The 25083-nt window shown below is 73.8% G+C and carries 27 protein-coding genes; 16 read left to right on the top strand and 11 right to left on the bottom strand.

What is annotated here, in order from left to right:
- Positions 1 to 6: 6 nt before the first annotated feature.
- Entirely contained in the window at positions 7 to 624 is a 618-nt protein-coding gene (locus ACQPYN_RS13735) for a carboxymuconolactone decarboxylase family protein (protein WP_433037717.1), read from the bottom strand.
- Positions 621 to 1847 carry an MFS transporter gene (locus ACQPYN_RS13730; RefSeq protein WP_433038877.1) on the bottom strand — a complete coding sequence of 409 codons (1227 nt, stop codon included), beginning with the start codon at positions 1845 to 1847 and terminating at the stop codon, positions 621 to 623. The genes ACQPYN_RS13735 and ACQPYN_RS13730 overlap by 4 nt, the downstream gene beginning before the upstream one ends.
- Positions 1848 to 1991: 144 nt before the next feature.
- Between ACQPYN_RS13730 and ACQPYN_RS13725 the strand changes: the two genes are divergently transcribed.
- Positions 1992 to 2963, top strand: coding sequence for a GlxA family transcriptional regulator (locus ACQPYN_RS13725; protein WP_433037715.1), 972 nt, complete (start codon positions 1992 to 1994; stop codon positions 2961 to 2963).
- An 82-nt stretch (positions 2964 to 3045) separates the two neighbouring features.
- Here the strand turns inward: ACQPYN_RS13725 and ACQPYN_RS13720 are convergent, their stop codons facing one another.
- Positions 3046 to 3543, bottom strand: a complete 498-nt coding sequence (locus tag ACQPYN_RS13720) for a MarR family winged helix-turn-helix transcriptional regulator (RefSeq protein ID WP_433037713.1) — start codon at positions 3541 to 3543, stop codon at positions 3046 to 3048.
- 108 nt (positions 3544 to 3651) lie between these two features.
- On the opposite strand from ACQPYN_RS13720, the gene ACQPYN_RS13715 reads away from it, so the two are divergent.
- The 3 genes from ACQPYN_RS13715 to ACQPYN_RS13705 all read left to right on the top strand — a co-directional run bounded on the left by ACQPYN_RS13715 (position 3652) and on the right by ACQPYN_RS13705 (position 6315).
- Positions 3652 to 4596, top strand: a complete 945-nt coding sequence (locus tag ACQPYN_RS13715; protein ID WP_433037711.1) for an NADP-dependent oxidoreductase — start codon at positions 3652 to 3654, stop codon at positions 4594 to 4596.
- Between the two features lie 103 nt (positions 4597 to 4699).
- Positions 4700 to 6049 carry a Rieske 2Fe-2S domain-containing protein gene (locus ACQPYN_RS13710; protein ID WP_433037709.1) on the top strand — a complete coding sequence of 450 codons (1350 nt, stop codon included), beginning with the start codon at positions 4700 to 4702 and terminating at the stop codon, positions 6047 to 6049.
- Between the two features lie 26 nt (positions 6050 to 6075).
- Positions 6076 to 6315 carry a hypothetical protein gene (locus tag ACQPYN_RS13705; RefSeq protein WP_378015017.1) on the top strand — a complete coding sequence of 80 codons (240 nt, stop codon included), beginning with the start codon at positions 6076 to 6078 and terminating at the stop codon, positions 6313 to 6315.
- 8 nt (positions 6316 to 6323) lie between these two features.
- Here the strand turns inward: ACQPYN_RS13705 and ACQPYN_RS13700 are convergent, their stop codons facing one another.
- The 8 genes from ACQPYN_RS13700 to ACQPYN_RS13665 all read right to left on the bottom strand — a co-directional run bounded on the left by ACQPYN_RS13700 (position 6324) and on the right by ACQPYN_RS13665 (position 12390).
- Entirely contained in the window at positions 6324 to 7703 is a 1380-nt protein-coding gene (locus ACQPYN_RS13700) for a DUF222 domain-containing protein (RefSeq protein ID WP_433037707.1), read from the bottom strand.
- A gap of 55 nt (positions 7704 to 7758) precedes the next feature.
- Positions 7759 to 8637: a proprotein convertase P-domain-containing protein gene (locus ACQPYN_RS13695; RefSeq protein ID WP_433037705.1), complete on the bottom strand. Its 879-nt coding sequence runs from the start codon at positions 8635 to 8637 to the stop codon at positions 7759 to 7761.
- Positions 8638 to 8755: 118 nt separating this feature from the next.
- Positions 8756 to 9097 (bottom strand): Rieske (2Fe-2S) protein, encoded by a 342-nt coding sequence (locus tag ACQPYN_RS13690; RefSeq protein WP_433037703.1) that lies wholly within the window; start codon positions 9095 to 9097, stop codon positions 8756 to 8758.
- The gene (locus tag ACQPYN_RS13685) at positions 9094 to 9297 is read right to left on the bottom strand and encodes a 2-hydroxymuconate tautomerase (RefSeq protein WP_274187135.1); all 204 of its coding nucleotides are present in this window, start codon (positions 9295 to 9297) and stop codon (positions 9094 to 9096) included. The genes ACQPYN_RS13690 and ACQPYN_RS13685 overlap by 4 nt, the downstream gene beginning before the upstream one ends.
- A 56-nt stretch (positions 9298 to 9353) precedes the next feature.
- Positions 9354 to 10121: a 2-keto-4-pentenoate hydratase gene (locus ACQPYN_RS13680; RefSeq protein WP_433037701.1), complete on the bottom strand. Its 768-nt coding sequence runs from the start codon at positions 10119 to 10121 to the stop codon at positions 9354 to 9356.
- A complete protein-coding gene (locus ACQPYN_RS13675; RefSeq protein WP_433037699.1) occupies positions 10121 to 10912 on the bottom strand; it encodes a 2-keto-4-pentenoate hydratase in 792 nt (263 codons plus the stop codon). Before ACQPYN_RS13675 ends, ACQPYN_RS13680 begins: the two co-directional genes overlap by 1 nt.
- Positions 10913 to 11704 (bottom strand): IclR family transcriptional regulator, encoded by a 792-nt coding sequence (locus tag ACQPYN_RS13670; RefSeq protein WP_274197987.1) that lies wholly within the window; start codon positions 11702 to 11704, stop codon positions 10913 to 10915.
- Positions 11701 to 12390, bottom strand: a complete 690-nt coding sequence (locus ACQPYN_RS13665; RefSeq protein ID WP_433037697.1) for a hypothetical protein — start codon at positions 12388 to 12390, stop codon at positions 11701 to 11703. The genes ACQPYN_RS13670 and ACQPYN_RS13665 overlap by 4 nt, the downstream gene beginning before the upstream one ends.
- A 135-nt stretch (positions 12391 to 12525) precedes the next feature.
- Here ACQPYN_RS13665 and ACQPYN_RS13660 point away from each other — a divergent pair, with 135 nt between their 5' ends.
- The 12 genes from ACQPYN_RS13660 to ACQPYN_RS13605 all read left to right on the top strand — a co-directional run bounded on the left by ACQPYN_RS13660 (position 12526) and on the right by ACQPYN_RS13605 (position 25045).
- Positions 12526 to 13440 carry a catechol 2,3-dioxygenase gene (locus ACQPYN_RS13660; RefSeq protein ID WP_433037695.1) on the top strand — a complete coding sequence of 305 codons (915 nt, stop codon included), beginning with the start codon at positions 12526 to 12528 and terminating at the stop codon, positions 13438 to 13440.
- A 16-nt stretch (positions 13441 to 13456) separates the two neighbouring features.
- Positions 13457 to 14395: a catechol 2,3-dioxygenase gene (locus ACQPYN_RS13655; protein ID WP_433037693.1), complete on the top strand. Its 939-nt coding sequence runs from the start codon at positions 13457 to 13459 to the stop codon at positions 14393 to 14395.
- The gene (locus tag ACQPYN_RS13650; RefSeq protein WP_433037691.1) at positions 14392 to 15489 is read left to right on the top strand and encodes a histidine phosphatase family protein; all 1098 of its coding nucleotides are present in this window, start codon (positions 14392 to 14394) and stop codon (positions 15487 to 15489) included. The genes ACQPYN_RS13655 and ACQPYN_RS13650 overlap by 4 nt, the downstream gene beginning before the upstream one ends.
- 4 nt (positions 15490 to 15493) lie before the next feature.
- Positions 15494 to 16321, top strand: coding sequence for an IclR family transcriptional regulator (locus ACQPYN_RS13645; RefSeq protein WP_433037689.1), 828 nt, complete (start codon positions 15494 to 15496; stop codon positions 16319 to 16321).
- Positions 16322 to 16470: 149 nt separating this feature from the next.
- Complete coding sequence (locus ACQPYN_RS13640; protein ID WP_433037687.1) at positions 16471 to 18024, top strand: MFS transporter; 1554 nt, start codon at positions 16471 to 16473, stop codon at positions 18022 to 18024.
- 159 nt (positions 18025 to 18183) lie between these two features.
- On the top strand, positions 18184 to 19356 hold the full coding sequence (locus ACQPYN_RS13635) for a cobalamin-independent methionine synthase II family protein (protein ID WP_433037685.1): 1173 nt from the start codon (positions 18184 to 18186) through the stop codon (positions 19354 to 19356).
- 266 nt (positions 19357 to 19622) lie between these two features.
- The gene (locus tag ACQPYN_RS13630) at positions 19623 to 20699 is read left to right on the top strand and encodes an AAA family ATPase (protein ID WP_433037683.1); all 1077 of its coding nucleotides are present in this window, start codon (positions 19623 to 19625) and stop codon (positions 20697 to 20699) included.
- A gap of 217 nt (positions 20700 to 20916) precedes the next feature.
- Complete coding sequence (locus ACQPYN_RS13625; protein ID WP_433037681.1) at positions 20917 to 21984, top strand: hypothetical protein; 1068 nt, start codon at positions 20917 to 20919, stop codon at positions 21982 to 21984.
- A gap of 349 nt (positions 21985 to 22333) precedes the next feature.
- A complete protein-coding gene (locus tag ACQPYN_RS13620; protein ID WP_433037679.1) occupies positions 22334 to 22822 on the top strand; it encodes a helix-turn-helix domain-containing protein in 489 nt (162 codons plus the stop codon).
- Positions 22819 to 23583 (top strand): DUF5995 family protein, encoded by a 765-nt coding sequence (locus ACQPYN_RS13615; protein WP_433037677.1) that lies wholly within the window; start codon positions 22819 to 22821, stop codon positions 23581 to 23583. The genes ACQPYN_RS13620 and ACQPYN_RS13615 overlap by 4 nt, the downstream gene beginning before the upstream one ends.
- Before the next feature lie 80 nt (positions 23584 to 23663).
- Positions 23664 to 24533, top strand: a complete 870-nt coding sequence (locus ACQPYN_RS13610; RefSeq protein ID WP_433038875.1) for a pseudouridine synthase — start codon at positions 23664 to 23666, stop codon at positions 24531 to 24533.
- Positions 24530 to 25045: a 2'-5' RNA ligase family protein gene (locus ACQPYN_RS13605; protein ID WP_433037675.1), complete on the top strand. Its 516-nt coding sequence runs from the start codon at positions 24530 to 24532 to the stop codon at positions 25043 to 25045. Before ACQPYN_RS13610 ends, ACQPYN_RS13605 begins: the two co-directional genes overlap by 4 nt.
- Positions 25046 to 25083: the final 38 nt, after the last annotated feature.

Below are 25083 nucleotides of genomic sequence, written 5' to 3'. Positions count from 1 at the left end.
GCGACGCTAGTCGGGGATCGGCGGCGCCGGGACCTCGAAGGCGTTGAGCAGCGCCGACGTCGCGAGGTACATGCCGATCAGGTGGACCAAGTCGAGCACCCCGTCGCGGCCGAAGGCCTCCTGCGCGGCGGCGTAGGTCGCGTCGGACACCCGGTGTGTGCGGACGAGCTCGTCGGTGAAGCGGTGGGCGGCGAGCTCGTCGGGGGCGAACCCGTCGGTCTCCCCCGAGCGCAGGCCGGCGATCACCGTCTCCGAGAGCCCGACGGTCCGGGCCACGGCGACGTGGGCGTAAATCTCGTAGTCGGCCTGCCACGCGACGCCGACGGTGAGGATGACGACCTCGCGGAGGGTCTTCGAGAGCGACGATCCGCGCTGGTCGGTCTGCACCCACTGGTTGAACGCGCGCCCGGGCGCCGGGCGCAGGGTGAAGGCGTTGAACGGCCCGATGAGCCCGCCCTGGTCGTCGGTCGGGGCGAACCCGGAGCGCTCGGCCCAGCGCGCGGAGCGCCCGACGATCTCGTCGCGGGCGGCGCGCTGGTCGTCGTCGAGGTCGATCGCCTCGTTGCGGGGCAGGCGCCCGCCCCAGTCCCGGTCGTCGGCGCCCGGGTGCACGGAGATCGTCATCTCGCCGACGCTAGTGCTCCCGTCCGCCGGACCGCGAGCGAGAGCCCGGCGGCCACGAGGCAGAGCGCGCCGGCGCCCCACCACGCGCCGTCGTAGGCGCCGGTGAGGTCGCGGACGAGGCCGGCGCCGACCGCGGCGATCGCGGAGCCGACCTGGTGCGCGGCGAACACCCAGCCGAAGACGATCGGCGCCCGCGCCCCGAACCGCTCGCGGCACAGCGCGACGGTCGGCGGCACGGTGGCGACCCAGTCGAGGCCGTAGAAGATGATGAACGCCCAGAGCGGCGGGGCCGCGGACGGCGCGAGCAGGAACGGCAGGAACGCCAGGGACACGCCGCGCAGCACGTAGTAGACGGCGAGCAGCTTGCGCGGGTCGACGCGGTCGGTGAACCAGCCCGACGCGATCGTGCCCAGGACGTCGAACACGCCGACGACGGCGAGCAGGCCCGCGGCGGTGGTGGCGGGCATGCCGTGGTCGTGGGCGGCGGGCACGAAGTGGGTGTTGAGCAGGCCGACGGTGGTCGCCCCGCAGATCGCGAACCCGCCCGCGAGCAGCCAGAACGTGCCCGTGCGGGAGGCGTCGCGCAGCACGGTGAGCGTGCGGCGGACGGCGCCGCCGACGACCACCTCCTCGGGCTGCACGTCGCCGGGCTCGGCACCGTAGGCGAGCGTCCCGACGTCCGAGGGCCGGTTGCGCAGGAACAGCAGCACCAGCGGCACGACCAGCAACGCGCCCGCCGCGATCAGCAGCGACGCACCCCGCCAGCCCACCGACCCGGCGAGCGACGCCATGAGCGGCAGGAACACGAGGCCACCGGCCGCCTGCGCCGCGGTGAGCACCCCGGAGACCAGCCCGCGCCGGCGCACGAACCACCGTCCGGTGACGACGGCGACGAACGCGAGCGCCATCGACCCGGTGCCCACCCCGACGAGGACGCCCCAGAGCAGGACGAGCTGCCAGACCTCCGACATGAACACCGTCAGCCCGCTGCCCGCGGCCACGAGCACGAGCGCGACGGAGACGACGCGGCGCATGCCGAAGCGCTCCATCAGCGCCGCCGCGAAGGGCGACATCACGCCGTAGAGCAGCAGGTTCAGCGACACCGCCGACGAGATCGTCGCCGTCGACCAGCCGAACTCGGCGTGCAGCGGGTCGATGAACACCCCGGGCGCCGACCGGAACCCCGACGCCCCGAGCAGGGTGACGAACGCCGTCGCCGCCACGGCCCAGGGCCACGCGGAGGGGCGGCCCGGTGGGTCGACGGCGGGTGGGGAGTCGGGCCGCGTCTCGGTCACGAGCAGACAGCCTGCGCGAGGAACGATCGCCGAACCAGTGGCCCGAACGCCACAACGTGCAAGAATCCGGCCATGCCCGCTCCCGACGGACGTCACGTCGTCGCCGTCCTCGCCCTGCCCGAGGTCGTCGGCTTCGACCTGCAGATCCCGCCGCAGGTCTTCGGCTCCGCGCAGAGGGACGGGGCACCGCTCTACGACGTGCGCGTGTGCGGCCTCGGGCCCGGCCCCGTCCGGTCGACGGCGGGTTTCTCGCTGCTGCTCGACCACGGGCCGGAGGCCCTCGCCGCCGCGGACACCGTCATCGTCCCCGGCACCCACTACGTCCCGGCCCGCCGCGACGGCGTCCTGCCACGGGAACTGCACGCCGCCCTCGACACGGTGCCCGACGGCGCCCGCTGGATGTCGATCTGCACCGGGGCCTTCGTGCTCGCCGCGGCCGGACGGCTCGAGGGCCGGAAGGTCACGACGCACTGGGCCCGGGCGGACGACCTGCGCCGCCTGCACCCCCGCCTCGACGTCGACGAGTCGGTGCTCTTCGTCGACGACGGCGACGTCGCCACCTCCGCGGGTCTCGCCGCGGGGCTGGACCTCAGCCTGCACGTCCTGCGCCGCGACCACGGCACCGAGGTGGCCAACGCCGTGGCGCGCCACCTCGTGATCGCGCCGTGGCGCGACGGCGGGCAGGCCCAGTTCATCGACCACCCCCTGCCGGCCGCCCCGGAGGGGGCGACGAGCGCGGTGCGGACGTGGGCGCTGGAGCACCTCGACGCCGACCTGGACGTCGCCGGGCTCGCGGCCCGCGCGTCGATGAGCGTGCGGACCTTCACGCGCCGCTTCCGCGCCGAGACCGGCACGTCACCGCACGCCTGGCTCGTCGCGCAGCGGGTCGCGCGGGCACGGCGCCTGCTCGAGGGCAGCGACCTGCCCGTCGACCGCGTCGCCACCGCCGCCGGCCTGGGGACGGCCGCATCGCTGCGGGCCCATCTCGCCGACGACGTCGGCCTGTCCCCGCTCGCCTACCGCCGGCGCTTCCGGCGGCCCTGACACGACGCAATCGGGCTCGCTGCCGACCAGCGGCTTCCCCGACCTCGCCGCCCTCGGGGCCCGGGCGGCACCCGGCCGGAGCTCACGTCCGGCGGCGCCGCGCCTCCGCTGAGCGCGGCGGGGCCGTGCGCATGTGGTCGCGCACCGGCTCCAGCAGGTCCGCGAGGCGCTGCGCGTCGGCCCGCGAGAGCGGCTCGAAGAGCATCTGCCCGACGACCTCCTCGTGACCCGGGAGCACCGTCGCGACGAGCGCGCGGCCGGCCTCGGTGATCGTGAGGGTGACACTGCGCTCGTCGTCCACCGACGGCGCGCGGGCGACCAGGCCGGCCTTCTCCAGCAGGCCGGCCTGGTAGGTCAGGCCGCTGCGGCTGTGGACGATGGCGTCGGCCAGGTCGGTCATGCGGTGGCTGCCCGTCGGGGACAGCCGCAGGCGCATGAGGATCTGGAAGCGCACGAAGGTCAGGCCGCCCGCCTCGCGCAACTGCTGCTCGATCGCGTACCGCAGCAGGTCGGACACCTCGACCAGCGCGAAGTACGCGCCGAGCTGCACCGGGTCGACGGAGTGCGGCGGCTCGGGCACGCCGGGAGTCTACTTGCTTCGAGTTCGAAGCATAGCTAGCGTCGGAGGCGCTTCGAGTTCGAAGCAACCAGCGACCCATGAAGTGATCCCGTGAAGCGAGGCCCGGACGTGAAGGCAGTGCGGTTCCACGAGTACGGCGGCCCGGACGTGCTCCGGTACGAGGACGTCGAGCAGCCCGTCCCCGGACCCGGGGAGGTGCGGGTGCGGGTCGCGGCCACGACCTTCAACCTCGTCGACGACGGCATCCGCGGCGGCTACCTGCAGGGACCCTTCCCGGTGGCCCTGCCGCACACGCCGGGCATCGAGGTCTCGGGCACGGTCGACGCGCTGGGTGACGGCGTCGAGGGGCTGTCCCCCGGCGCGGAGGTCGTCGGCTTCCTGCCGATGGTCGCGGACGGCGCCGCGGCCGAGTACGTGGTCGCGCCGGCCGAGGGGCTGACGCGCGCGCCGTCCGGCGTCGAGCTCACCGACGCCGCCGCCCTGCCGATGGTGGGCCTCACGGCCTGGCAGGCGCTGGTCGACGACGCGAAGCTGACGGCCGGGCAGCGCGTGCTGATCAACGGCGCGGGCGGGGCCGTGGGCGGCTACGCCGTGCAGCTCGCGAAGCACGCCGGCGCCCACGTCATCGCGGTCGGCAGCCCGCGCAGCAGCGCCGGGCTGCGCGCGGCGGGCGCCGACGAGGTCGTCGACCACACCACGACCGAGGTGACCGCCGCGGTGACCGACCCGGTCGACGTCGTGCTCAACCTCGCCTCGATCGCACCGGCGGAGCTGAGCGCGCTCGTCGGCCTCGTCCGGGACGGCGGCGTCGTCGTGAACACCGTGCCCGGGACGCCGGCCCCCGCCGACGAGGCGCGCGGCGTGCGGGCGATCGACGTCTTCGTCCGCAACGACGCCGAGCAGCTGGCCCACCTGGTCGCCCTGGTCGAGGCCGGCGACCTGCGGATCGACGTCGCCCGGCGCGTGCCGCTGGCGGAGCTCGCGGGCGTCCACGCCGAGGCGGACGCGGGCACCCTGCGCGGCAAGGTGGTCGTCGTGCCGACCCCGGCCTGAGCATCCCGACCGGGCTCCATCCCGCGGAGAGGGACACGGCCCTTCTCGTGGCCTCGCCGGCTCCCTAGCGTCGTGGACACCGCCACACGCCCCGGAGGGCCGCATGCTGACCGCTGAGCAGAACGAGGAACTCACGGCCGTCGAGGCCGGTACACCGATGGGCGAGGTGCTGCGCCGCTACTGGTACCCGGTCGCGTTCGCCCGCGAGCTGCAGGAGTTCCCCGTCAAGCGCGTCGAGCTGCTCGGGGAGTTCTTCGCGCTCTGGCGCTCGCCGTCGGGCAAGTACGGGATCATCCCGGAGCCCTGCCCGCACCGGAAGGCGTCGATGGCCTACGGCGTCGTCGAGGGTGACGGCCTGCGCTGCCCGTACCACGGCTGGAAGTTCGACACCGACGGCGCATGCACCGACCAGCCGGCGGAGAAGGAGAACACCAACTTCGCCGAGCGGGTGCGCGCCACCGCCGGGAAGGTCGAGGAGCTCGGCGGGCTCGTCTGGGCCTACATCGGCCCGGACCCCGCGCCGCTGCTCCCCCGCTTCGACGTCTACGTCATGGACGGCTACCGCGACATCGGCTGGGCCGACATCCCGTGCAACTACGTGCAGGTCATGGAGAACGCGGTCGACCCGCACCACGTCGAGCACCTGCACGGCCGCTACTTCGAGTTCATCGGGAACCACGAGGGCTTCGTCGCGCCGGCGTCGTTCGGCAAGAAGCACCAGCGCATCGGCTTCGACGCGTTCGAGTGGGGCATCATCAAGCGCCGCGTGCTCGCCGGGGCGTCGGAGGACAACGACGACTGGAAGGTCGGGCACCCGCTCGTCTTCCCGTACAACATGCGCGTCGGCGGTGGCGGCATCCACCAGATGCAGATCCGCGTGCCGATCAACCGGACGACCACCCGGTTCATGCTCTACACCGTCCACGCTCCCGAGGGCTACGAGCCGGTCGAGCAGCAGACGGTGCCCGACTACGAGATCCCGGTGTTCGACGAGCGCGGCCACCACGTCGTGAACTACGTCGAGGGCCAGGACATCATGGCCTGGTGCACCCAGGGTCGGATCACCGACCGGACCACGGAGCACCTCGGCCGCTCGGACATCGGCGTCGCGCTGCTGCGCAAGATGTTCCGGCAGTCGATGCAGGCCGTCGCCAAGGGCGAGGACCCGCTGGGCACCATCCGCGAGCCCCACGAGCGCATCGACCTGCCCTGCGAGAAGGACAAGTTCCACGCGGGCGGCGCCGAGTTCGCCCTGGACTTCTGCAACATGGGGTCGACGCGCTACTCCCCGGACCTCGAGGCCATCCGCCAGGTGCACATCACCGCGGCGGCGCGCGTGGAGGCGGACAAGGAGGCCGGGCGGACGTCGTTCACCCCCGTGGGCGGGATCGGGACGGCGACGCTCGCTCCGGAGACCTCCGCGCAGGTGGACTCGGGGACGATCCCTCGGTGAGGCCGTCCCGTGGGAGCGTGGCCGACGTGACCCCAGCCGACGGCTCGCCCGGCGCCCGCATCGACCGGCGATTCGCCGCCGACGTCGAGGCCCACCGGCGCGACGCTCCGCGGTTCTGTCCGCAGTGCGCGCGAGACCTCGGGCTCGCCAACGAGTTCTGGGAGGGCGACCAGCGCCGGTTCTACTGCTGGTGCGCCACCTGCGACTGGACGGGCGAGGTCACCACCACCGGCGAGACGGCGATCGGGCACGAGCCGGAGCACTGAGCTTGCGCTCAGAGGGGGACGCGGGGTCGTCCGCCGAGGCGGGGTTGCTGGTCGGGGTCGATCCAGGGCGGTGGGGTGAACCACGGCAGCCCGTCCTGGATCTCGACGGTCCAGTGGCCGGCGTGGATGAGTTGGTGGTGGAAGCGGCAGAGCAGCACCAGGTTGTCCAGGCGGGTCGACCCACCGTGGAACCAGTAACGGATGTGGTGGGCGTGGCAACGCCGCGGGCGGCGTGAGCAGCTCGGGAACGCGCAGCCACCGTCGCGCAGGTTCAGCGCCCGGCGCAGGGCATCGGTGACCGTGCGCTGCAACCTGCCCACATCGAGGGGCTCGGAGCGTGACCCGAGGACCATCGGGACGATCTCGGCGTCGCAGGCCAGACGGCGCACGGTGTGCGGGTCGACCAGCGCCCCGGAGTCCAGGGTGGCGTGCCCGATGCCCTGCTGCAGCCACCGCAGGTCCATCGTGATCGTCAGCAAGGCCCGCCCGGGACGGTCCACCGGGGTCGGGCGCGAGGAGGACGGTTCTGGGCGGCGGGGCTCGGGGATCAGGGCCCCGTCATCAGTGCCGGTGTCATCAGTGCCGGTGTCATCAGTGCCGGTGTCATCAGTGCCGGTGTCATCAGTGCCGGTGTCGGGGTGTTCGTGGCCGGTGTCGTCGGCGAGGCCGCCGGGGCGCCGCGCGTCGTGCACGAGGTCCTTGAGCCCGTCGAGGCGGCGACGCTCCAGGCTGCGCGGATCCTCGGGCCCGCACGGGACCGCCAGCCCGTCGATCACCTCGACGAACGCCTCGGCATCGCCCGGATCATGCAACCGGCCCTTGAAGGCCAGCGACCCGTCCCGGCGGCGCACCACCTGCAACTCGTCGCAGGCGTCCTCGCCCTCGGGCGGGACGTCCCCGTCGGGATCGAAGTGCTCGATCAACGCCTTCGCATACCGGCGCAGCATCCGCGGCGGCAACACCCGGGCGTGCTCGGCGAGCGTGCGCTCGGCCCCGAACCAATCGGCCACCGACAACCCATCGATCCGATCCAGCCGCGTCATCGTCTCCCGGATCACGGTGATGTGCCCGGAGTGAATCTCCCCCGCCCCGGCGACGGTCGCGGTGACCGGCAACCGCGGCGGCAGCGGCTCGCCGCGCAGCGACACCCGGGCCGTCAGGTCGGCGGCCTCACCCACCAGCCGCTTCGCCTCGGGCTGATCCACAGTGCCGCACTCCTGCAGCAACCGGACCGCACTACGGTCCCCGGTCTGCTCGGCCACCCCGAGCCGCTCCAGCTCCGCGATGTCCACGAGCAGGCGGTACTGCTCGGCGCGCAACGCGACCATCCGCGTACGGGCACGATCGAGCGCCTCCCGCTCCACCACCCCCAGCACCCGTTCGCTCATGTGTTCGATCCTAGAACCGACCCCCGACAGCCCGGGCCCGAACGGGGAGAACGGTCTACCGCTCGGCGGTGATGTTCCAGCTGTTGAGGTTGCCGCGGTCGATGGCGACACCGTCGGACACCGTCAGCGTCCAGGCACCGGAGACCGACTGCCCGACCAGGGGCGCCAGAGGGCTCCCGGGCTGGCGGCTGTCGAGCTGCAGGTTGAGGTTCGGGTTGGCGCGGGTGCAGTCGTTGCTGTCGGCGAGGACCGTCTGCTGGCCCTGCGGCGAGCGCAGGGAGACGACGAGGTCGCAGGTGTAGGGATGCGTGATCGACACGCCCACCTGGATGGCCGAGACCGTGCCCGAGCCGTCGAGTTCGATCGTGTCCGTGACACCGGCGGGGCTGGAGTCCGGGATCGCGAGGTTGCGCTGCGACGCGCCCGTCACGGTGCCGCCCGCGCCCAGGGTGATGACGAGCACGATGGCCACCACGAGGACGACCAGCAGCGCGACGCCGCCGAGGATCCAGGGCAGGGCCTTGTTCTTCTTCTGGGGCGGCGGCCCGTAGCCGTAGCCGGGCTGCCCGTACCCCTGCTGGCCGTAGCCGGGCTGCCCATACCCCTGCTGTCCGTAGGGCTGGCCGTAGCCGGGCTGCCCGTAGCCCTGCTGGCCATAGGGCTGTCCGTACCCGGGCTGGCCATACCCCTGCTGGCCATATCCCTGCTGGCCGTAAGGCTGCCCGTACCCGGGCTGCTGGCCGTAGCTCTGCTGGGACGGGTCGCCGGTCTGCCCGCCGTAGTACGGCTGCGGACCGGACTGGCCGTACTGCCCCGGCTGCTGCTGCCCGTACCCCGCCGCGGACGGGTCGGCCTGGGGCCCGTGCTGGGTGGGCTGGGACCCGAAAGACTCGGGCCGGTTCGGGTCGCCGGACCCGCCGAAGGGGGAGGACACGCGCGGCAACATACCTGTCGCAGCCCGTACCGGACCCGGTCCCGTCGGACGCTTCCCGTTCGATCCCGGCGCCGTTCGTCGATCACGCCTCGAGAGCGGACGTTCCGGGACGAACACCTCACTCCTGGGCGTGCGCCCGGAGCCGTTCGGACCAGGACAGCGCCCGAGGCGGGTCCCCGACGTCGGCATAGACGTGCCCGTCGATCTCGCGGACGGGGTGCGTGCCGAGCACGTGCTGCGGCGAGGTCGAGCACTCCCCTGTGTCGACGTCGAAGCGGTACCAGTGCCACGGGCAGACGAGCGTGCGCCCGTCGCGGACCCAGCCCTGCTCGAGCGGGCCGCGGTTGTGCGGGCAGTGGGCGTCGACCACCCGCCACCCGTCGGGCAGCTCGAGCGCGACGAAGCGCCGGCCGTCGTCACTCTCGACGACGCCCGGCCCGTCGACGCGCACGAGGCTCATCTCTGACCTGACGCCCTCAGCGCGGCGAGCGACTCCCCTCCGACGAACCAGTGCTCGGGCTCGCACTCGGTGACGACGACCCGCACGTTCCCCGCGGGCGCCCCGACCGCGCGCGACACGGCGGCGGTGACCTCCTCCCCGAGTGCGGCGAGCTGCTCGGGGGTCCGACCCCGGGCGAGGGTGATCTGTACGAGCGGCATGCGAGGCCTCCATGGGTCCCGTGAGTGAAGTTCCCGGCTATAGCCGGGAACTTCACTCACGTACAGGCGAGCTCCACCGTCCCCAGACGGTCGATGGTCACGGTGACGACGTCGCCGGGGGCGACGGGCGTGGCGGCGGTGAGTCCGCCGGAGAGGATCACCTCGCCGGCGGCGAGGCCCTCGCCCGACGCGGCGAGACGGCGCACGAGCCAGGCGACGGCGGCGGCCGGGTGGCCGAGGGACGCGGCCCCCGACGCCGTGGCCACGAGCTCGCCGTTCTTCTCCAGCAGCACGCCGACCAGCCGGACGTCGACGCCCGCCGCGGGCACCGGGCTGCCGACGACGAACCGCGCGGCCGAGGTGTTGTCGGCGACGACGTCGGCCATCGTGAAGCGGTAGTCACGGAACCGGGAGTCGAGGATCTCGATGCCCACCGCGAGGCCCGAGGTCGCGCCCAGCACGTCGGAGGCGGTGACGTGCTCGCCCGCGAGGTCGCGCCCCATCTGGAACACGATCTCCGGCTCGGCGCGCGGCTGGATGAGCTCGCCGGTGCGCAGCGGCTCGCCGAGGTCGAGCGCACCCGCGCCGGGCAGGAAGCCGAACACCGGGTCGGACACCCCGACCTGGGCCTGCTTGGCCCGCGACGTGACCCCGAGCTTCCACCCCACCCGCGGCCCGGCCTGCTCGCGCAGCACGCGCTGCACGGCGTAGCCGGTCTCCAGGTCCAGGTCCCTGACGTCGTCGGAGAGCGGCTCGATTGCCGTGCGCTCGGTGACGGCCTTGGTCAGGCGCGCGGCGAGGTCGTGGACGTCCACGGAAGCCATCAGGTCGTCTCCTTCACGCGGATCGTCACGGGCCCGAGGCGGTCGAACTCCGCCCGGCACACGTCGCCGGCGTTCAGCGGCACGGCGGCGTGCAGCGCGCCGGTCATGATCAGGTGGCCGGGCTCGAGCGCGACGCCGGCCTCGCCGAGCACGTTGGCCAGCCAGGCGACGACGGCCAGCGGGTCGCCCAGCGCGGCGGCACCGGCACCCGTGTCGACGAGCTCGCCGTTGCGGGTGAACGTCATCCCGATCAGCCGGGTGTCCAGTCCCGCGAGCGGCACGAGCCGCGACGACACCGCGACCGCGCCGTTCGACGCGAGGTCGGCGACGGTGTCGGCGAGCTTGATCCGCCAGTCGGCGATGCGGGAGTCGACGATCTCCATCGCCGCCGCCACCCCGGCGATCGCGGGCGCGACATCGGTCGGCGTGATCCCGGGCCCCTGCAGGCGCGAGCCGAGCACGAACACGATCTCGGCCTCGACCTTGGGCGCGATGAAGCGGTCGAGCGGGATCGCGTCGCCGTCGCGGTAGACCGTGGACGAGAGCACCGGACCGTAGTCCGGGGTGTCGATCCCGATCATCTTCTGCATCGCCGCCGACGTGACGCCGACCTTGTGCCCCACCACCCGGTCGCCGTCGGCGAGCAGGAGCGGCACCAGCTCCTGCTGGATCGCGTAGCCGTCGGCCATGCCGAGGCCGGGCTCGGCGTCGGTGAACGGCGGGATCGGCACGCGGGTGCGGCGGGCCTCGTAGAGCGCGCGCGCCTTGGCGGCCGCGTCGGTGACAGGCACTCAGCTCTCCTTCTGCAACGACATGACGTCCTCCGACCAGCCCAGACGCCGGGACACGGCCTCGCCGGCCTCGACGACGACGCGGGCCAGACGCTTGCGGGGCATGGCACGGAACCGGCTCACGGGCGCCCCGATCCCGATCGCCGCGACCACGGCACCGTGCCGGTCGCGGATCGGCGCGGCCAGGGAGGCGATCCCGATCTCGCGCTCGTCGACGGCGTCGGCCCACCCGCGGGCGCGCACGGTGCCGAGCGCCCGGCGCATCTCGTCGGGGTCGGTGATCGTCTGCGGGGTGTGACGCGTCAGGGACGCCGTGGCGAGGAAGCGCTCGCGCACGGGCTCGGACGCGAACGCCATGAGCACCTTGCCGGAGCTCGTGCAGTGCACGGGCACGCGCCGGCCGGTCTCGGTGAACAGCCGCAGCGCGTGGCTGGACTCCAGGCGGTCGACGTAGACGACGTCGTGCCCGTCGAGCATCCCGACCTGCGCGGACTCGCCGGTCTCCTCCCGCAGGTGGGCGAGCACCGAGCCGGCGGCGGCGTGCAGGTCCATGTGGACCCGCACCGCCTCGCCGAGCTCGAAGACGACGAGGCCGAGCCGGTAGCCGCCGGTGGCGGGGTCCTGCTCGACCAGCCCCTCGGTGGCGAGGGTGGTGAGCAGCCGGTGCACCGCGCTCTTGCCCAGCCCGAGGCGCCGCGCGAGCTCCGAGACGCCGAGCGACTCCTCGCGCGTCAGGAACGCCTTGAGCAGTCGCGCGGCGTTGGTGACGGTCTGCAGGGGCGCGTCGGTCACACCGGTTCCTCGGTGAACGCCTTCAGCAGCACCTTGCGTACGCCGTCCGGGTCCGGGGTCGCGCCCGGGCGCAGCGACGCGTCGACGGCCTCGCCGACGGTCGCGTCGTGGGGACGGATGGCCCGGGCCAGCAGGATCTGCGCGCGGGCGAGCCCGGCGACGGCGGCGCCCTCCATCTCGTCGACCAGCGCCTCGCGCCCGCGGGCACGGTCGCGCAGGCGCTCGAAATCGCGCGTGGCCGCGGAGTGCGCGCTCGCGAGCCCCGAGCCGACGTGGCCCGCGTGGTGCGGCGAGAGACCGGAGCCGGGCTGCGTGACGACGTGGTAGACGACGGTCGCGATCCCCAGCGCGCCGCGGACCTTCTCCGACGCCGGCCCCTCGGACTCGTCGATCAGCCCCAGCGCCGGCACGACGACCGGGTCGTAGAACCGGACCGTCCACTCGAGGCCCTCGAACTCGCCGGGCAGCTCGACCTCCTGCCCGCGCGGGGGCCCCAGACCCTCCGTCGTCGCCAGGATGTGCAGGTTGCGCGCGCCGACCGCGGCCACCGTCAGGCGCCCCGCCGCGAGCAGCGGCAGACGGCCCTGCACGGCGGGCGGGAACGTCGTCGCCTGCTTCACGTAGGCGCGGTGGATGCCCTCGACGTAGCCGGCGACGGCCTTGCGCATCGCCATCGGGTCCGCCATGCCGGCCCCTCCCGTCAAGCCCTCGCCGCGATCGGCGTTCCGCAAAGCGGAACGCGCTGTCTTCCTTCCGGAACGCTAGGGCGGTTAGCGTCGTGGCGTCAAGGAAGCCGGCTCGCCCGGGAAAGGGCATCTCGCATGGGAATCCTCCGCCTGGCCCACGTCGACGTCCGCACGCCAGACCTCGATCTCTCCACCGCGTACTACACCGAGGTGATGGGTCTGCAGCAGGTCCAGCGCACCGAGGACGCGGTCTACCTCAAGTGCTGGGACGAGGAGGACCACCACTCCCTGCGCATGCGCTACAACCCGCGCACGGGGCTGGACTCCTTCACCTTCCGCGTCGAGGAGGAGGACGACCTCCACGACTTCGAGAAGAAGGTCGAGGCCTACGGCTGCCCGACGCAGCGGGTCAGCCGCGGCGGGGCGATCGGGCAGGGCGAGTCGATCCGTTTCGAGGTCCCGTCCGGCCAGATCATGGAGCTGGTCTGGGACATCGAGAAGACCGGCAACATCCTCGGCAAGCACAACCCCTCGCCGGTCCCGCCGCCCGACATGCAGGGCATCGCGCCCCCGCGCATGGACCACATGCTGGTCAACGCGGAGGAGGTCGCGGAGTCGGCGGCGTTCTTCATCGACGTGCTCGGCATGCGGATGACCGAGCAGGTGCTCGACGGCAACGGCCACCAGCTCGGCGTGTGGCTCGCGGGCAACACCCGCTCCCCGCACGACATCGCGATCGTCAACGGCCCCAACGGGGCCCTGCACCACTGGGCCTACTGGCTCGACGACTGGGACCAGATCCGCAAGGCGGCCGACACGCTCGCCTACAACGGGGTGCAGATCGACCAGGGTCCGACGCGCCACGGCGTCACGCGCGGCAACACCATCTACTTCTTCGACCCGCTCGGCATCCGCAACGAGGTCTTCACCGGCGGCTACTGGGTCGACCCCGACACCGAGATCCTCACCTGGACCGAGGACAACTTCGGCAAGGGCCTCTTCTACTACGAGAACGTCATCAGCCAGCGGTTCCTGCGGATGCACACGTAAAGGGGACGACACGGACGTGGCCACCACATCGGACCGGATCATCCGGCTGCAGCACGTCGAGGTCCGGGTCCCCGACCTGGAGCTCGCCACCGCCTACTACACCGAGGTCCTGGGCCTCATCGAGACCGCCCGCGACGAGCGCGACGGCGCCCCGCGGGTCTTCCTCAAGTGCTGGGACGAGCGTGAGCACCACTCGGTGATCCTGCGCGAGGCCCCCACCTACGGCCTCGACCACATGTCGTTCAAGCTCAACGAGGCCTCCGACCTCGACCACTTCACCACGAAGCTCGAGGCGGCCGGCGTGCCCGTCAAGCGGTTCGCGCTCCGCGAGCTCGGGCCGGGCTGGGGCGAGGCCATCCGCTTCGAGTCGCCGTCGGGACACCTCGTCGAGCTGACCCACGGCACCGAGCGGATCGGCAACATGCTGCCGAAGACGAACCCGCCGCCGCGTCCGCAGGACCTCATCGGCATCGCGCCGCCGCGCCTGGACCACCTGTTCGTCATGGCCGAGGACGTCGAGGCGTTCACCGCGTTCTTCACCGAGCTGCTCGAGTTCCGGCTCACCGAGCAGATCCTCGCCAACGACGGCCACCAGCTCGCGACGTTCCTCGAGCACTCGCACACCCCGCACGACATCGCCGTCATCACGGGCCCGAACGGGGCGCTGCACCACTTCGCGTTCTGGCTCGACGACTGGAACGCGATCCGCGAGGCCGCCGACGCGCTCGCCTACCACGGCGTGAACATCGACGTGGCCCCCACGCGCCACGGCGTCACCCGCGGGTACACGACCTACTTCTTCGACCCGGCGGGCAACCGCAACGAGCTCTTCACGGGCGGCTACTGGGTGGACCCGGACTTCGAGCCGATCACCTGGACCGAGGAGGAGATGGGGCGGGCGATCTTCTACTACCACCGCCAGGTCAACGAGCGCTTCTTCACGGTGCACTCGTGACCGGCGTCGACGACCGGCCCGACGCCCGGTCGGTCCACCGCTACGAGGCCCCGGACTACCTGTCGCGCTACCGCTCGCGTCGGGGTGGGGACAAGGCGCCGGAGTCCGCCAGCGCTGCACCGGCCTCCCCCGAAGCACCGCCGGAGGGTGACAACACGCCGCTGTACCTGCGCCGCTTCCGGGAGCGGGGCTCGGCGGCCGCGGACACGGCGACGGTCGAGTACGACGGGAAGACCTTCACGCCGGCGCTCGCCGAGGCGAGCCGGGGCAAGGAGGTCGCGGCCCCCGTCGAGCGGCGGGCCTCCGAGAAGATCGTCTGCGAGATCTCGATCATCCGGCACGGCATCACCCAGGGCTACTCCACCGACGCCGGGCTGACGCCGATGGGCGGCTGGCAGGCGCACCGCCGCGGCCACGAGCTCGCGCGGCGCTTCGACGCCGGCGACAGCGTGCGTCTCGTCTGCGCCGACACCAACCGCGCCCGACAGACCGCCGACCAGCTCTACAACGGCGTCACCGACGGGCTCCAGATGTGGGGCATCGACGCCGAGATCACCCGACCGGAGCCGATCCCGGAGCTGCGCAACTTCGGCGTCTGGACCCCCGACGGGCTGCGCGACGTCACCTCGGCGTTCCGCCAGTACCAGGCCACCAACGAGACGCTCGAGCGCCTCGCCGTCGGCGACCGGCCGCGCTGGCTCGTCGAGATCGACCGCTTCTACCGGACCCAGCTGGGCGGGGCGGACCCGATCCAGGAGTGGCTCACGATCCCGATGATGTACTTCGAGCCGCCGGCGATGTGCGTGCGCCGGTTCTGGCGCGGGTTCCACCGGCTGATCACCGAGTCGACGCAGGAGGACGGGTCGCTGACCCACCGCCGCATCCTCGCCGCGACCCACTCGGGCCCGATGCGCGCGTTCGCCACCTGGGCGCACGGCTACGACCCCGGCGAGCCGTTGAACACCGAGGAGATCCGGGTCAAGGTGCGCGAGGGTGGACGCAGCGCGTTCGTCTCCTACCGCAACCGCGTCACCGAGGTGAACGTCCCACCGCCCGACGAGTTCCCCCAATGGGAAGAGACCGGGGAGGCCTGATCCGATGACGGTGCTGTCGTTGCCCCCGCTCGACCTCGACGCCGCCGTCGCGCCGGGCTCCGGTCCTGACGACGACTCCCCGCTGCGGTCGGTGTCCACCGCCGTGGCGGTGCTCGACTGCTTCGCCGAGGAGGCCGAGCTCGGCGCCACCCGCGTGGCCGCCCGCCTCGGGATCGCCAAGAGCACTGCCTGCCGGATGCTGGCCGCGCTGGCCACCGGTGGGCTGCTCGAGCGCACCGGCTCCGGGCGCTACCGCCTGGGCCTGCGGCTGTTCGAGTACGGCCAGCTCGCCGTCGACCGCCTCATGCTCCGCGACGTCGCCCTGCCCGCCATGGGCGAGCTGCGCGAGCTGCTGCGCGAGACGATCCAGCTCGGCGTCGTCGTCGGCACCGACGTGCTCTACGTCGAGCGCACCGAGGCCGCGAGCATGAACGTGCGCTTCCGCAGCGAGCACCGCCGCAACCCGGCGCACTCGTCGAGCACCGGGCGCGTGCTGGCCGCGGGCGACCCCGCGCTGGCGACGGCGATCCTCGAGCGCGGGTTCGTCCGGTACACGCCGTTCACGGTGGTCGACCCGCAGCGCTACCGGCAGATCCTCGCGACCACCCGCGAGCAGGGCTACGCGACCTCGCGCGAGGAGTTCGAGCCCGGCTGGTCCTCCATCGCGGCGCCGATCACGATGATGCGCGGCGGCCGCCCGCACCCCGTGGCGGCGCTCTCCGTGGTGGCCCCGACCTCCCGCGTCCTCGGACACCGCAAGCCGGCGGTGGTCCAGGGCGTCCGCCGCGCCGCCGCCCGCGTCTCGGCGGACCTGGAGCGCGCCCGCAGTTAGTCCGCGTGGCACCGTCCCGGTGCAAGCCCTGCGTCCACGCTGGCACTCAACGCCAGGATCACCACATCGTCGCTCGCGTGACACGCCGAGACGTGAGCGCGGCCTCGCGCAGGACATGAGCGCGCGACACCCTGGGTAGCCACGGGTCCGTGCCTGTGACGGACCACCAGCGCGCGCCGCGCCCGGACGACGAGGCGACCCCCGACCCGCGACGGTGGAGAGCCCTCGCCGTCTGCATGCTCGCCGGCGTCATGATCTTCGTCGACGTCAGCATCGTGAACGTCGCGCTGCCCTCGTTCACGACCGGTCTCGGCGCGGGCCCGGCCGACCTGTCCTGGATCGTCGCGGGCTACACGCTGACGTTCGGGCTCGCGCTCGTGCCGGGCGGGCGGCTCGGCGACCAGCGCGGACGCCGGCGCATGGTGATCGTCGGGCTCGTGCTCTTCGCGCTGGCGAGCCTCGCGGCGGGGCTCGCACCGTCGCCGCTGTGGCTCGTCGTCGCCCGCCTGGTCCAGGGCCTCGCGGGCGGGCTGCTCAACCCGCAGCTGCTCGGGCTGATCCAGCAGATGTTCCCGAGCGCGGAGCGGGGCACCGCGTTCGGGGTGTTCGGCGCGGTCAACGCGTCCTCGACGGCGCTCGGGCCGCTGCTGGGCGGCCTGCTGATCGCGCTCGGCGGCCCGCAGGAGGGCTGGCGCTGGGTCTTCCTCGTCAACCTGCCGTTCGCGCTGCTGGCCCTCGTCCTCGCACCCCGCCTCCTGCCCGCACCGCCACCGCGGTCGACGCGCACCCGCACCTCGCTCGACCCCGTGGGCGCCGTCCTGCTCGGGCTGGCCGTCGTCGGTGTCCTGCTCCCGGTCGTCCTCGCCGAGCGCGACCCGGCGAGCGCGCCGTGGTGGACCGCGGCCCTCGGCCTCGCGCTCGGGGCCGGCTTCGTCGTCTGGGAACGGGCGTACGCGCGGCGCGGGAAGGACCCGCTGGTCACCGCCCGCGTGCTGCGCAGCTCCGGCTACGTCCTGGGTACGAGTCTGGGCGCGCTCTACATGGCGGGCTCGACGGCGATCTTCTTCGTGCTCACCGTCTACCTCCAGCAGGGCCTGGGCTACTCCGCGCTGCTCGCCGGGCTCGCGACGACGCCGTACGCGATCGGGTCGGCGGTCGCCGCGGCGTGGGGCGGGCGGGTCGTCGGGCGGTTCGGGCGCCCGCTCGTCGTCGTCGGCACCGTCGTCATGGCTCTCGGGATCGGGGCGACGCTGCTGATCGTGTCGCTGCGCAGCGACCCGTCGACCGGCCTGCTCACCGCGCTCCCCCTGTTCGTCTCCGGGATCGGCAGCGGCCTGGTGATCACGCCCAACCAGGCGCTGACGCTGAGCGCCGTGCCGACCGAGCAGGGCGGCACCGCCGGTGGGATGCAGCAGACGGCACAGCGCATCGGCTCGTCGCTCGGGATCGCGGTGGTCGCGACGGTCTTCTTCACCGTGCTCGCGGCGTCGGGCCAGCAGTTCGGCACGGCACTCGCCGCGGGCCTCGCTGTGGTCCTCCTGTGCGTGCTCGCGGCGTTCGCCCTCGGGCTCGCCGATGTGCTGCGGCGGCGACGCGGGCCCTCCGCGACGCCCCCGATCGGTGACGTCGGGACCGGGGTGCTCTCCGGGACCGGGACGGACCCCGGGCCGCACGCGACCGTCCCGGGTCATCCCCACCACTGATGACCGAGCGTGCCCGTCCCGCCGAGCCCGCTCATGATCGAGGCGGATTTCCTGACGTTGAGTGCCAGCGTGGACGCAGGGCTTGCACCGGGGCTGGGCGTTCGCGTAGCGGGAACGACGTGATGCCGCCCGTCCCGCCGCCCTCCTAGCGTCGAGGACATGCAGCGCAGCACCGACCGCGTCCTGACGACCCACGTCGGCAGCCTCGCCCGGCCCGAACCCCTGCTGGACACCATGCGGGAGAAGGAGCACGGGCGGCCGTACGACGCCGACCTCTTCGCCCGCCAGGTGACCGATGCGGTCGCCGAGGTCGTCGCGAAGCAGCGCGAGGTCGGGATCGACGTCGTCACCGACGGCGAGATGGGCAAGGTCAGCTTCGCGACCTACATCCAGCGCCGGCTCGGCGGCTTCGAGCCCGCGTCCTCCGGCGAGCGGCTGCTGCCGCCGTCGTGGCAGCTCGAGATCGACGCCTTCCCGGAGTACTACGACGGCTACCTCGGCAAGTACTCGAAGACGGTGGCGCCGATGGTCAGCGTCGCCTGCACGGGCCCGGTCTCCTACATCGGCCACGACGAGCTGCAGACCGACATCGCCAACCTGCACAAGGCGGTCGCCGGGGTGTCCGGCGTGGTCGAGACGTTCATGCCGTCGACCTCGCCGCGCGGTTTCGGCCGCAACGCCTACTACGCGACCGACCGCGAGTACTACGAGGCCGTCGGCGAGGCGCTGCGCGAGGAGTACCTGGCGATCATCGAGGCCGGGTTCCTCCTGCAGATCGACGACCCGTGGCTGATCGAGATCCTCTCCGACCCGACCTTGGAGCCCGCCGAGCGCGACCGGACCGCGCGCGAGCACGCCGAGATCGTCAACCACTCCCTGCGCGGCGTCCCGACCGAGAAGATCCGTCTGCACACCTGCTACGGCCTCAACCACGGCCCGCGGGTGCACGACATCTCCATGGGCGAGGTCGCGCCGTACATGCTCGGCATCCAGGCCGGCGGCTACTCGTTCGAGGTCGCGAACCCGCGGCACATGCACGAGTGGAAGGTCTGGGAGGACCCCGCGGTCCGCAACGCGCTTCCCGACGGCGCGGTGCTGATCCCCGGCCTGCTCGGCCACGCCCAGAACTACGTGGAGCACCCGGAGCTGATCGCCGACATGATCGGCTGGTACGCCTCGTGCGTCGGGCGCGAGAACGTCATCGCCTCCGCCGACTGCGGCTTCTCCTCGCGCGCGAGCTACGCACCCGAGGTGCACCCGACCGTCGTGTGGGAGAAGTTCCGCGCGCTGTCCGAGGGTGCCGCGATCGCGACCTCGCGCCTCTGGTCGTAGGCACGACGCGGAAAGGGGAGGCGGGTCGGCTGGGCATCCCCCCGGAGCCCGGCAACGACCCGCCTCCCCTTCCCGTCGCGCGCCCGGCCGGAGAGCACAGGGCGACCGCGAGGACGTCAGAGCGACCCCCGACGACCGTCGTCCCGCCCTCGTCGCCCAGGCTCACCGAACTCCGTCGCCGGGCACATCAGCAGAAATGACTAGCCCGCCCGCAGGGTGCCCATGCCGCTGGACGGCGTCCTGCCCGCCACCTACCGTCTGTCGTCGTGCCAGGTCAGGGGGGTGCTCCCGGCGGTGCCGGGACGACGACGGCCGCGGCCGCCGCCCCCTGGCGCGCGACCGACGCCGCCGCGCTGGCCCGCTCCTGGGACCGGGCGCGCGCCGGCAGCGCGCTCACCGTCGTGCTCACCGGCGACGCGGGCGCCGGCAAGACCCAGCTGGCGCGGGGTCTCGCGGCGCGCGCCGAGGACGACGGCGGGATCGTCATCTCCGGGTCCGCCGTCGACGTCGGCGAGCAGCTGCCGCTCTGGCCCGTCGCCACGGGACTGCGACGGCTCGCCCGGGCCGCCGACGACGCGCCGGACCGGGTGCTCGCCGCCCGCGCCGCCCTCGAGCCGTGGCGCGAGGAGCTGCGGCCTCTCCTCGACGGCGGGACCACGCCGGCACCGTCGGGCGGGCAGCTGCTCGAGCTGGTGCGCCGGGTCCTCGTCGGGCTCGCCGCCCGCGCGCCCGTCCTCCTCGTGATCGACGACCTGCACTGGGCGGACCGCACCACCCGCGAGCTCGTGGTGTCGCTCGTCGCCCACCTCGCCGACGAGCGCGTCCTCGTGGTCGTCACCGCCCGCTCCGAGGGCCTCGACGTCACCCACCCGCTGCGCCGGATGCTGCCCGAGCTCGCGCGCGACCGCGCCGTCCGCCTCATCGAGCTCTCGCCGCTGCCCCACGAGGCCGTCGCGACGATCGTCCGCGACGACGGGGGCGACGCCGACCTCGCGGGCCTCGTCTGGCGCCGCTCGGGAGGCAACGCGTTCATCGTCGCCGAGACCCTCGCCGCCGTCGCCGAGGGCGCCGCCGACGGCCTCTCCCCGGGCTGCGCGGCCTGGTGCTCGGGCGCCTCGCCGGGCTCGGCCCGGTGGCCCAGCGCGTCGTGGCCGCGCTGTCGCTGGGTGAGGAGCCGGTGTCCCACGGACTGCTCGCCGAGGTGGTGCGCGCCGCCGACGAGGACGAGCTGCTCGCGGCGCTGCGCGAGTCGGCGGAGGCCGCGATGGTGGTCGTCGACCCGCACGTCGAGGGCTACGGCCTGCGGCACGGCCTCATGCGCGACGTCGTCGCCGCCGAGCTGATGCCCGGGGAGCGGCGGAGCCTGCACCGTCGCTACGCGCTGGCGTTCGAGACGGTCTCCGGCGACGGACGTGAGCACGCGGCCCCGGACCCCGCCGTCGCCCTGCGCCGCGCCCACCACTGGGCCCGCGCCGACGACCCCGAGCGCGCGCTGCCGGCCGTCGTGCACGCGGCGCAGGTCGCCGAGGAGATGCACGAGTTCGGCACCGCGCACCGCCAGTGGATGGCGGCGCTCGAGCTCTCCGCCGCGCGCCGCGCGCCGACCACCCTCGCGCACGCCCACGCTCCCGCGCGCTGCCGCCCGCCGACCACGAGGCCAGCGCGCTGCTGCGCCACGCCGCGGACACCGCCCACCTCGCGGGCGAGTACGACGCCGCCGTCGACCTGCTGCGCCGCCTCGTGCCCGACTCGGCGACCGTGGGGCGCACGGAGCTCCCGTCCGCGGTGCGCCTCGGCCGCACCCTGCTCGACGCGGGCCGCACGGGCGACGCGGTGCACGTCCTGCACGACGCGGGGCTCGCGGCCACCCGGATCGGCGACGACCCCGCCCTCTCGAGCGTCCACGCCGCGCACGCCGAGGCCCTGCTGATCACCGGCGACGTCCGGGGCGCCCAGCGGGAGGTCGAGCGGGCGCTGGACGTGTCCCGCCGCCGCGGGGAGCAGCCCGAGCAGGCCCCGATGCTCGCCACGCTGGGCTTCGCCCTGGCCTACCTCGAGAGCCCCGACCGGGGCCTCGCCGCCGTCGCCGAGGGCCTCATGATCGCCGAGCGCCCCGGCGACGGCGCCGCCGTCGGGCGCGCCTACCAGGCGTGGGCGGACCTGCTCTCCGGCCCGCTGGGCGAGCTGCACGAGGGCGTCGAGATCGCGCGGCAGGGCGTGGCGCGGATGCGCGACCTGGGCCTGGCCCGCTCGGCCGGGGTGCGCCTGCTGGCCACGACGGCCAGCGGGCTGTTCCGGCTCGGGCGCTGGTCGGAGGCCTCCGACGCCGTCGACGAGGCCTGGGCGCTGAGCCCCACCGGCGCGGACGCCCTCGAGGTGCGCCTGGCCCGCTGCCGGCTGCAGGTCGGGCGCGGCGAGTTCGGGGCGGCCGACGAGGACCTACGCGCGGTCGACCTGCTCGCCCTCGACGGCACCGGCGAGGACCCCGCCGCCGAGGACCCGGCTGCCGAGGACCCCGCTGCCGACGACCCGACCCACACCGTCGCCGACCCCGGCGACACCACCGGACCCACCCCGCTCGCGCCGCGCCGGGCACCGTCGCCTCCCGGTACCGCGTCCCGCTGCTGACGCTGCGCTCCGGGGTCGAGATGTGGCGGGGCCGGCCGGACCTCGCCCGCGACCTCGTCGCCCGCGGCCTCGACGTCGCCGAGCACACCCCGGACGACGTCTTCCTCGTCGCGCCGCTGGTGTGGCACGGGCTGCGGGCCGAGGCCGAGGCGGTCGCGCACGGCATGGCCACCGACCGCGCGGCCCTCGACCGCCTCCTCCGCCACGTGGCGCATCTCGAACGCCGGGTCCCGCACACCCTGCCCGCGCTGCGCCGCACGGTGCTCGCCTACGTCCACATGTGCCACGCCGAGGCGGGGCGCGCCGCCGAGGCCTCCGACCCGGTGGCCTGGGCGCAGGTCGCGCAGGCGTGGAGCGCGCTGCTGCACCCCTATCCGCGGCCTACGCCCTGCTGCGCCGTGCCGAGGCGCTGCTCGCCACCGGGGCGCGGCGCAGCGAGGCCGCCCGCGCGCTGCGCACCGCCGCCGAGACCGCGACGGCGATGGGCGCGGCGCCGTTCCTCGACGAGATCGCAGGGCTCGCGCGTCGCGCACGGCTCGACGTCGTGCACGCCGGCGACGCGGTGGTCACCACGCGCGACGACGGACCCGGGCCGGCGTCGCGACGTGCCCCCGAGCTGTCGTCGCTGACCTCGCGCGAGCACGAGGTCCTCGCCGTCCTCGCCGAGGGCCTGTCCAACCGGCAGATCGCCCAGCGCCTCTACATCAGCGAGCGCACCGTGGCCGTGCACGTCTCCCGGGTGCTCGCCAAGACCGACACCCGCTCGCGCACCCAGGCCGCCGCCCTGCTGCAGCGCGTCCGTGCCCGTCCCTCCGGCTCCGATCGAGGTCCACCATGACCGACGACGACCACTCCCTCGCCGGGAACGTCGCCTCCCTGACCGGCCTCGCGCATCAGAAGCTGACCGACGTCCCGTCCGTCGTCGCCCGCCTGGACCGGATCTCGAGGGTGGCCGCGGCGCTCGGTCCGCTCGGCGAGGACGACGGGATGGCCTGCTTCGCGCGCCTCTACCTCCAGATCACCAGGGACGTCCTCAAGGCCTACGACGACCGCTCGCTCTTCCGGTGCGGCGACTTCGTCATCGAGCTCGACGTCGCCTTCGCCCAGCGCTACCTGGACGCGATCCACGCCCACGGGACCGCGGGCGAGAGGGCCCCGGCGTGCTGGGAGATCCTGTTCGACCGCCGGCAGGAGGCAGGCATCGACCCGTGGCGCTTCGCGGCCACCGGCGTCAACGCCCACGTCAACTTCGACCTGGCGTTCGCCCTGCTCGACGTCTGGGAGAAGTTCCCCGACGCCCCGTTCGGCACCACCGACGCGCAGTACGACGACTACCGGGCGATCAACACCATCTTCGAGCGCAACATGGACTCGCTGTGCCAGGAGTTCGACGCGCCGTGGTCGGACGTCGGCGGCCACGACTCGATCTTCGACAAGGCGGGCAACGTCCTCGGCGACCTGCTCGTGGTCGGCACCCGCGACCTCGCCTGGACCTTCGCCGAACGCATGTGGCGCCACCGGGACGAGCGCGATTACCGCGCGGTCCCCCTCGCGACGCTGGACAAGGTCGCGACGGGCTTCGCGAGGGCGCTCATCTGACCCGTCCGTAGGGTAGCGAGGTGCCCCGTCGCGACCCCCCGCTCCCCCAGCGCCACGGGCTCGACCCGGCGCGGGTGCGGATGCCCGACGAGGGGCCCTGGGCGACGCTGCGCGATCACCTCGTCGAGCGGCTCCCGGTGCCGCCCGCCCGGGTCGACGCGATGCTCGCCGAGGGGCGCATCGTCGACCACGACGGCCCGCTGGGCCCTGCGACGCCGTTCGTGCCGCGGTCGGTGGTGTGGTTCCACCGCGATCTCCCCGACGAGGCGCCGGTGCCGTTCGACATCGACGTCGTGCACCGCGACGACGAGATCGTCGTCGTCGACAAGCCGCACTTCCTCGCCACGATCCCCCGCGGCCGCCACGTGCGCGAGACCGTGCTCGTCCGCCTCCGCGAGCGGCTCGGGCTGCCGGCGCTGAGCCCCGCGCACCGGCTGGACCGCGTGACGGCCGGGCTGCTGCTGCTCGTCGTCGACCCGTCGCGACGCGGGACGTACCAGAACCTCTTCCGCGACCGGCGGGTCGCGAAGGCCTACGAGGCCGTAGCTCCGCTCGACCCGGACGTCGACCTGCCGCGCGTCGTGCGGAGCCGGATCGTCAAGGAACGGGGTGTCGTCACCGCGCAGGAGGTGCCGGGCGAGCCGAACGCCGAGACGCTGGTCGAGCTGCTCGACGCCCGGGAGGGGCGGGCGCGCTACCTCCTCACACCCCGTACCGGGCGCACCCACCAGCTGCGGGTGCACATGGCCTCGCTCGGCCTGCCGATCCTCGGGGACCCGTTCTACCCCGAGGTCCGCGACGTCCCGCTCGACGACTTCCGCGCGCCGCTGCAGCTGCTGGCGCGCGAGCTGTCGTTCCCCGACCCGCGCACCGGCGAGATGCGCCACTTCACCAGCCGGCGCAGTCTGCAGGCATGGGACGACCCGCAGGGGTGGCGCACGGGACCGTGACCGACACCGATCCACTGATCGTCTCGGCCCTGCTCGACACCGAGACGCAGGCCGGGCTCGACGCGCAACGCCAGCGCCTCTTCCCGTCGAAGCGCCTCGTCGTCGGCGCGCACCTGACGCTGTTCCACGCCCTGCCGGGCGGTCGCGCCGATGAGGTGGTCGCCGCGCTGGACGAGCTCACGGCGCGCCCCCCGATCGCCGGCCGGGTCCGGGCACCGTTCGCGCTCGGGCGCGGCGTCGCCTACCGGATCGAGGCCCCCGGGCTGGACGCCGTGCACGCGGCGATCGCCCGGCGCTTCGCCGGCGACCTCACCCGCCAGGACAGCCGGCGCCCGCACCACCACGTCACGGTGCAGAACAAGGTCGACCCGGAGACCGCGAAGGCGACGCTCGCCGAGCTCGTCGCGTCGCACGCCCCGTACCCGGCGACGGTCACCGGCCTCGCGCTCTGGCGCTACCGCGGCGGGCCGTGGGAGTCGGTGCGCGAGTTCCCGTTCCGCGGCGAGGGCTGAGCTTCCCGCGCTCCCCTCCGTTCTCGGGCACGATGCCG

The sequence above is a fragment of the Actinomycetospora sp. CA-053990 genome, from assembly GCF_050948445.1.
GTDB lineage: Bacteria > Actinomycetota > Actinomycetes > Mycobacteriales > Pseudonocardiaceae > Actinomycetospora > Actinomycetospora callitridis.
The sequence above is the reverse complement of the archived record's forward strand: the minus strand, read 5'-3'. Positions and strand labels throughout refer to the sequence as shown.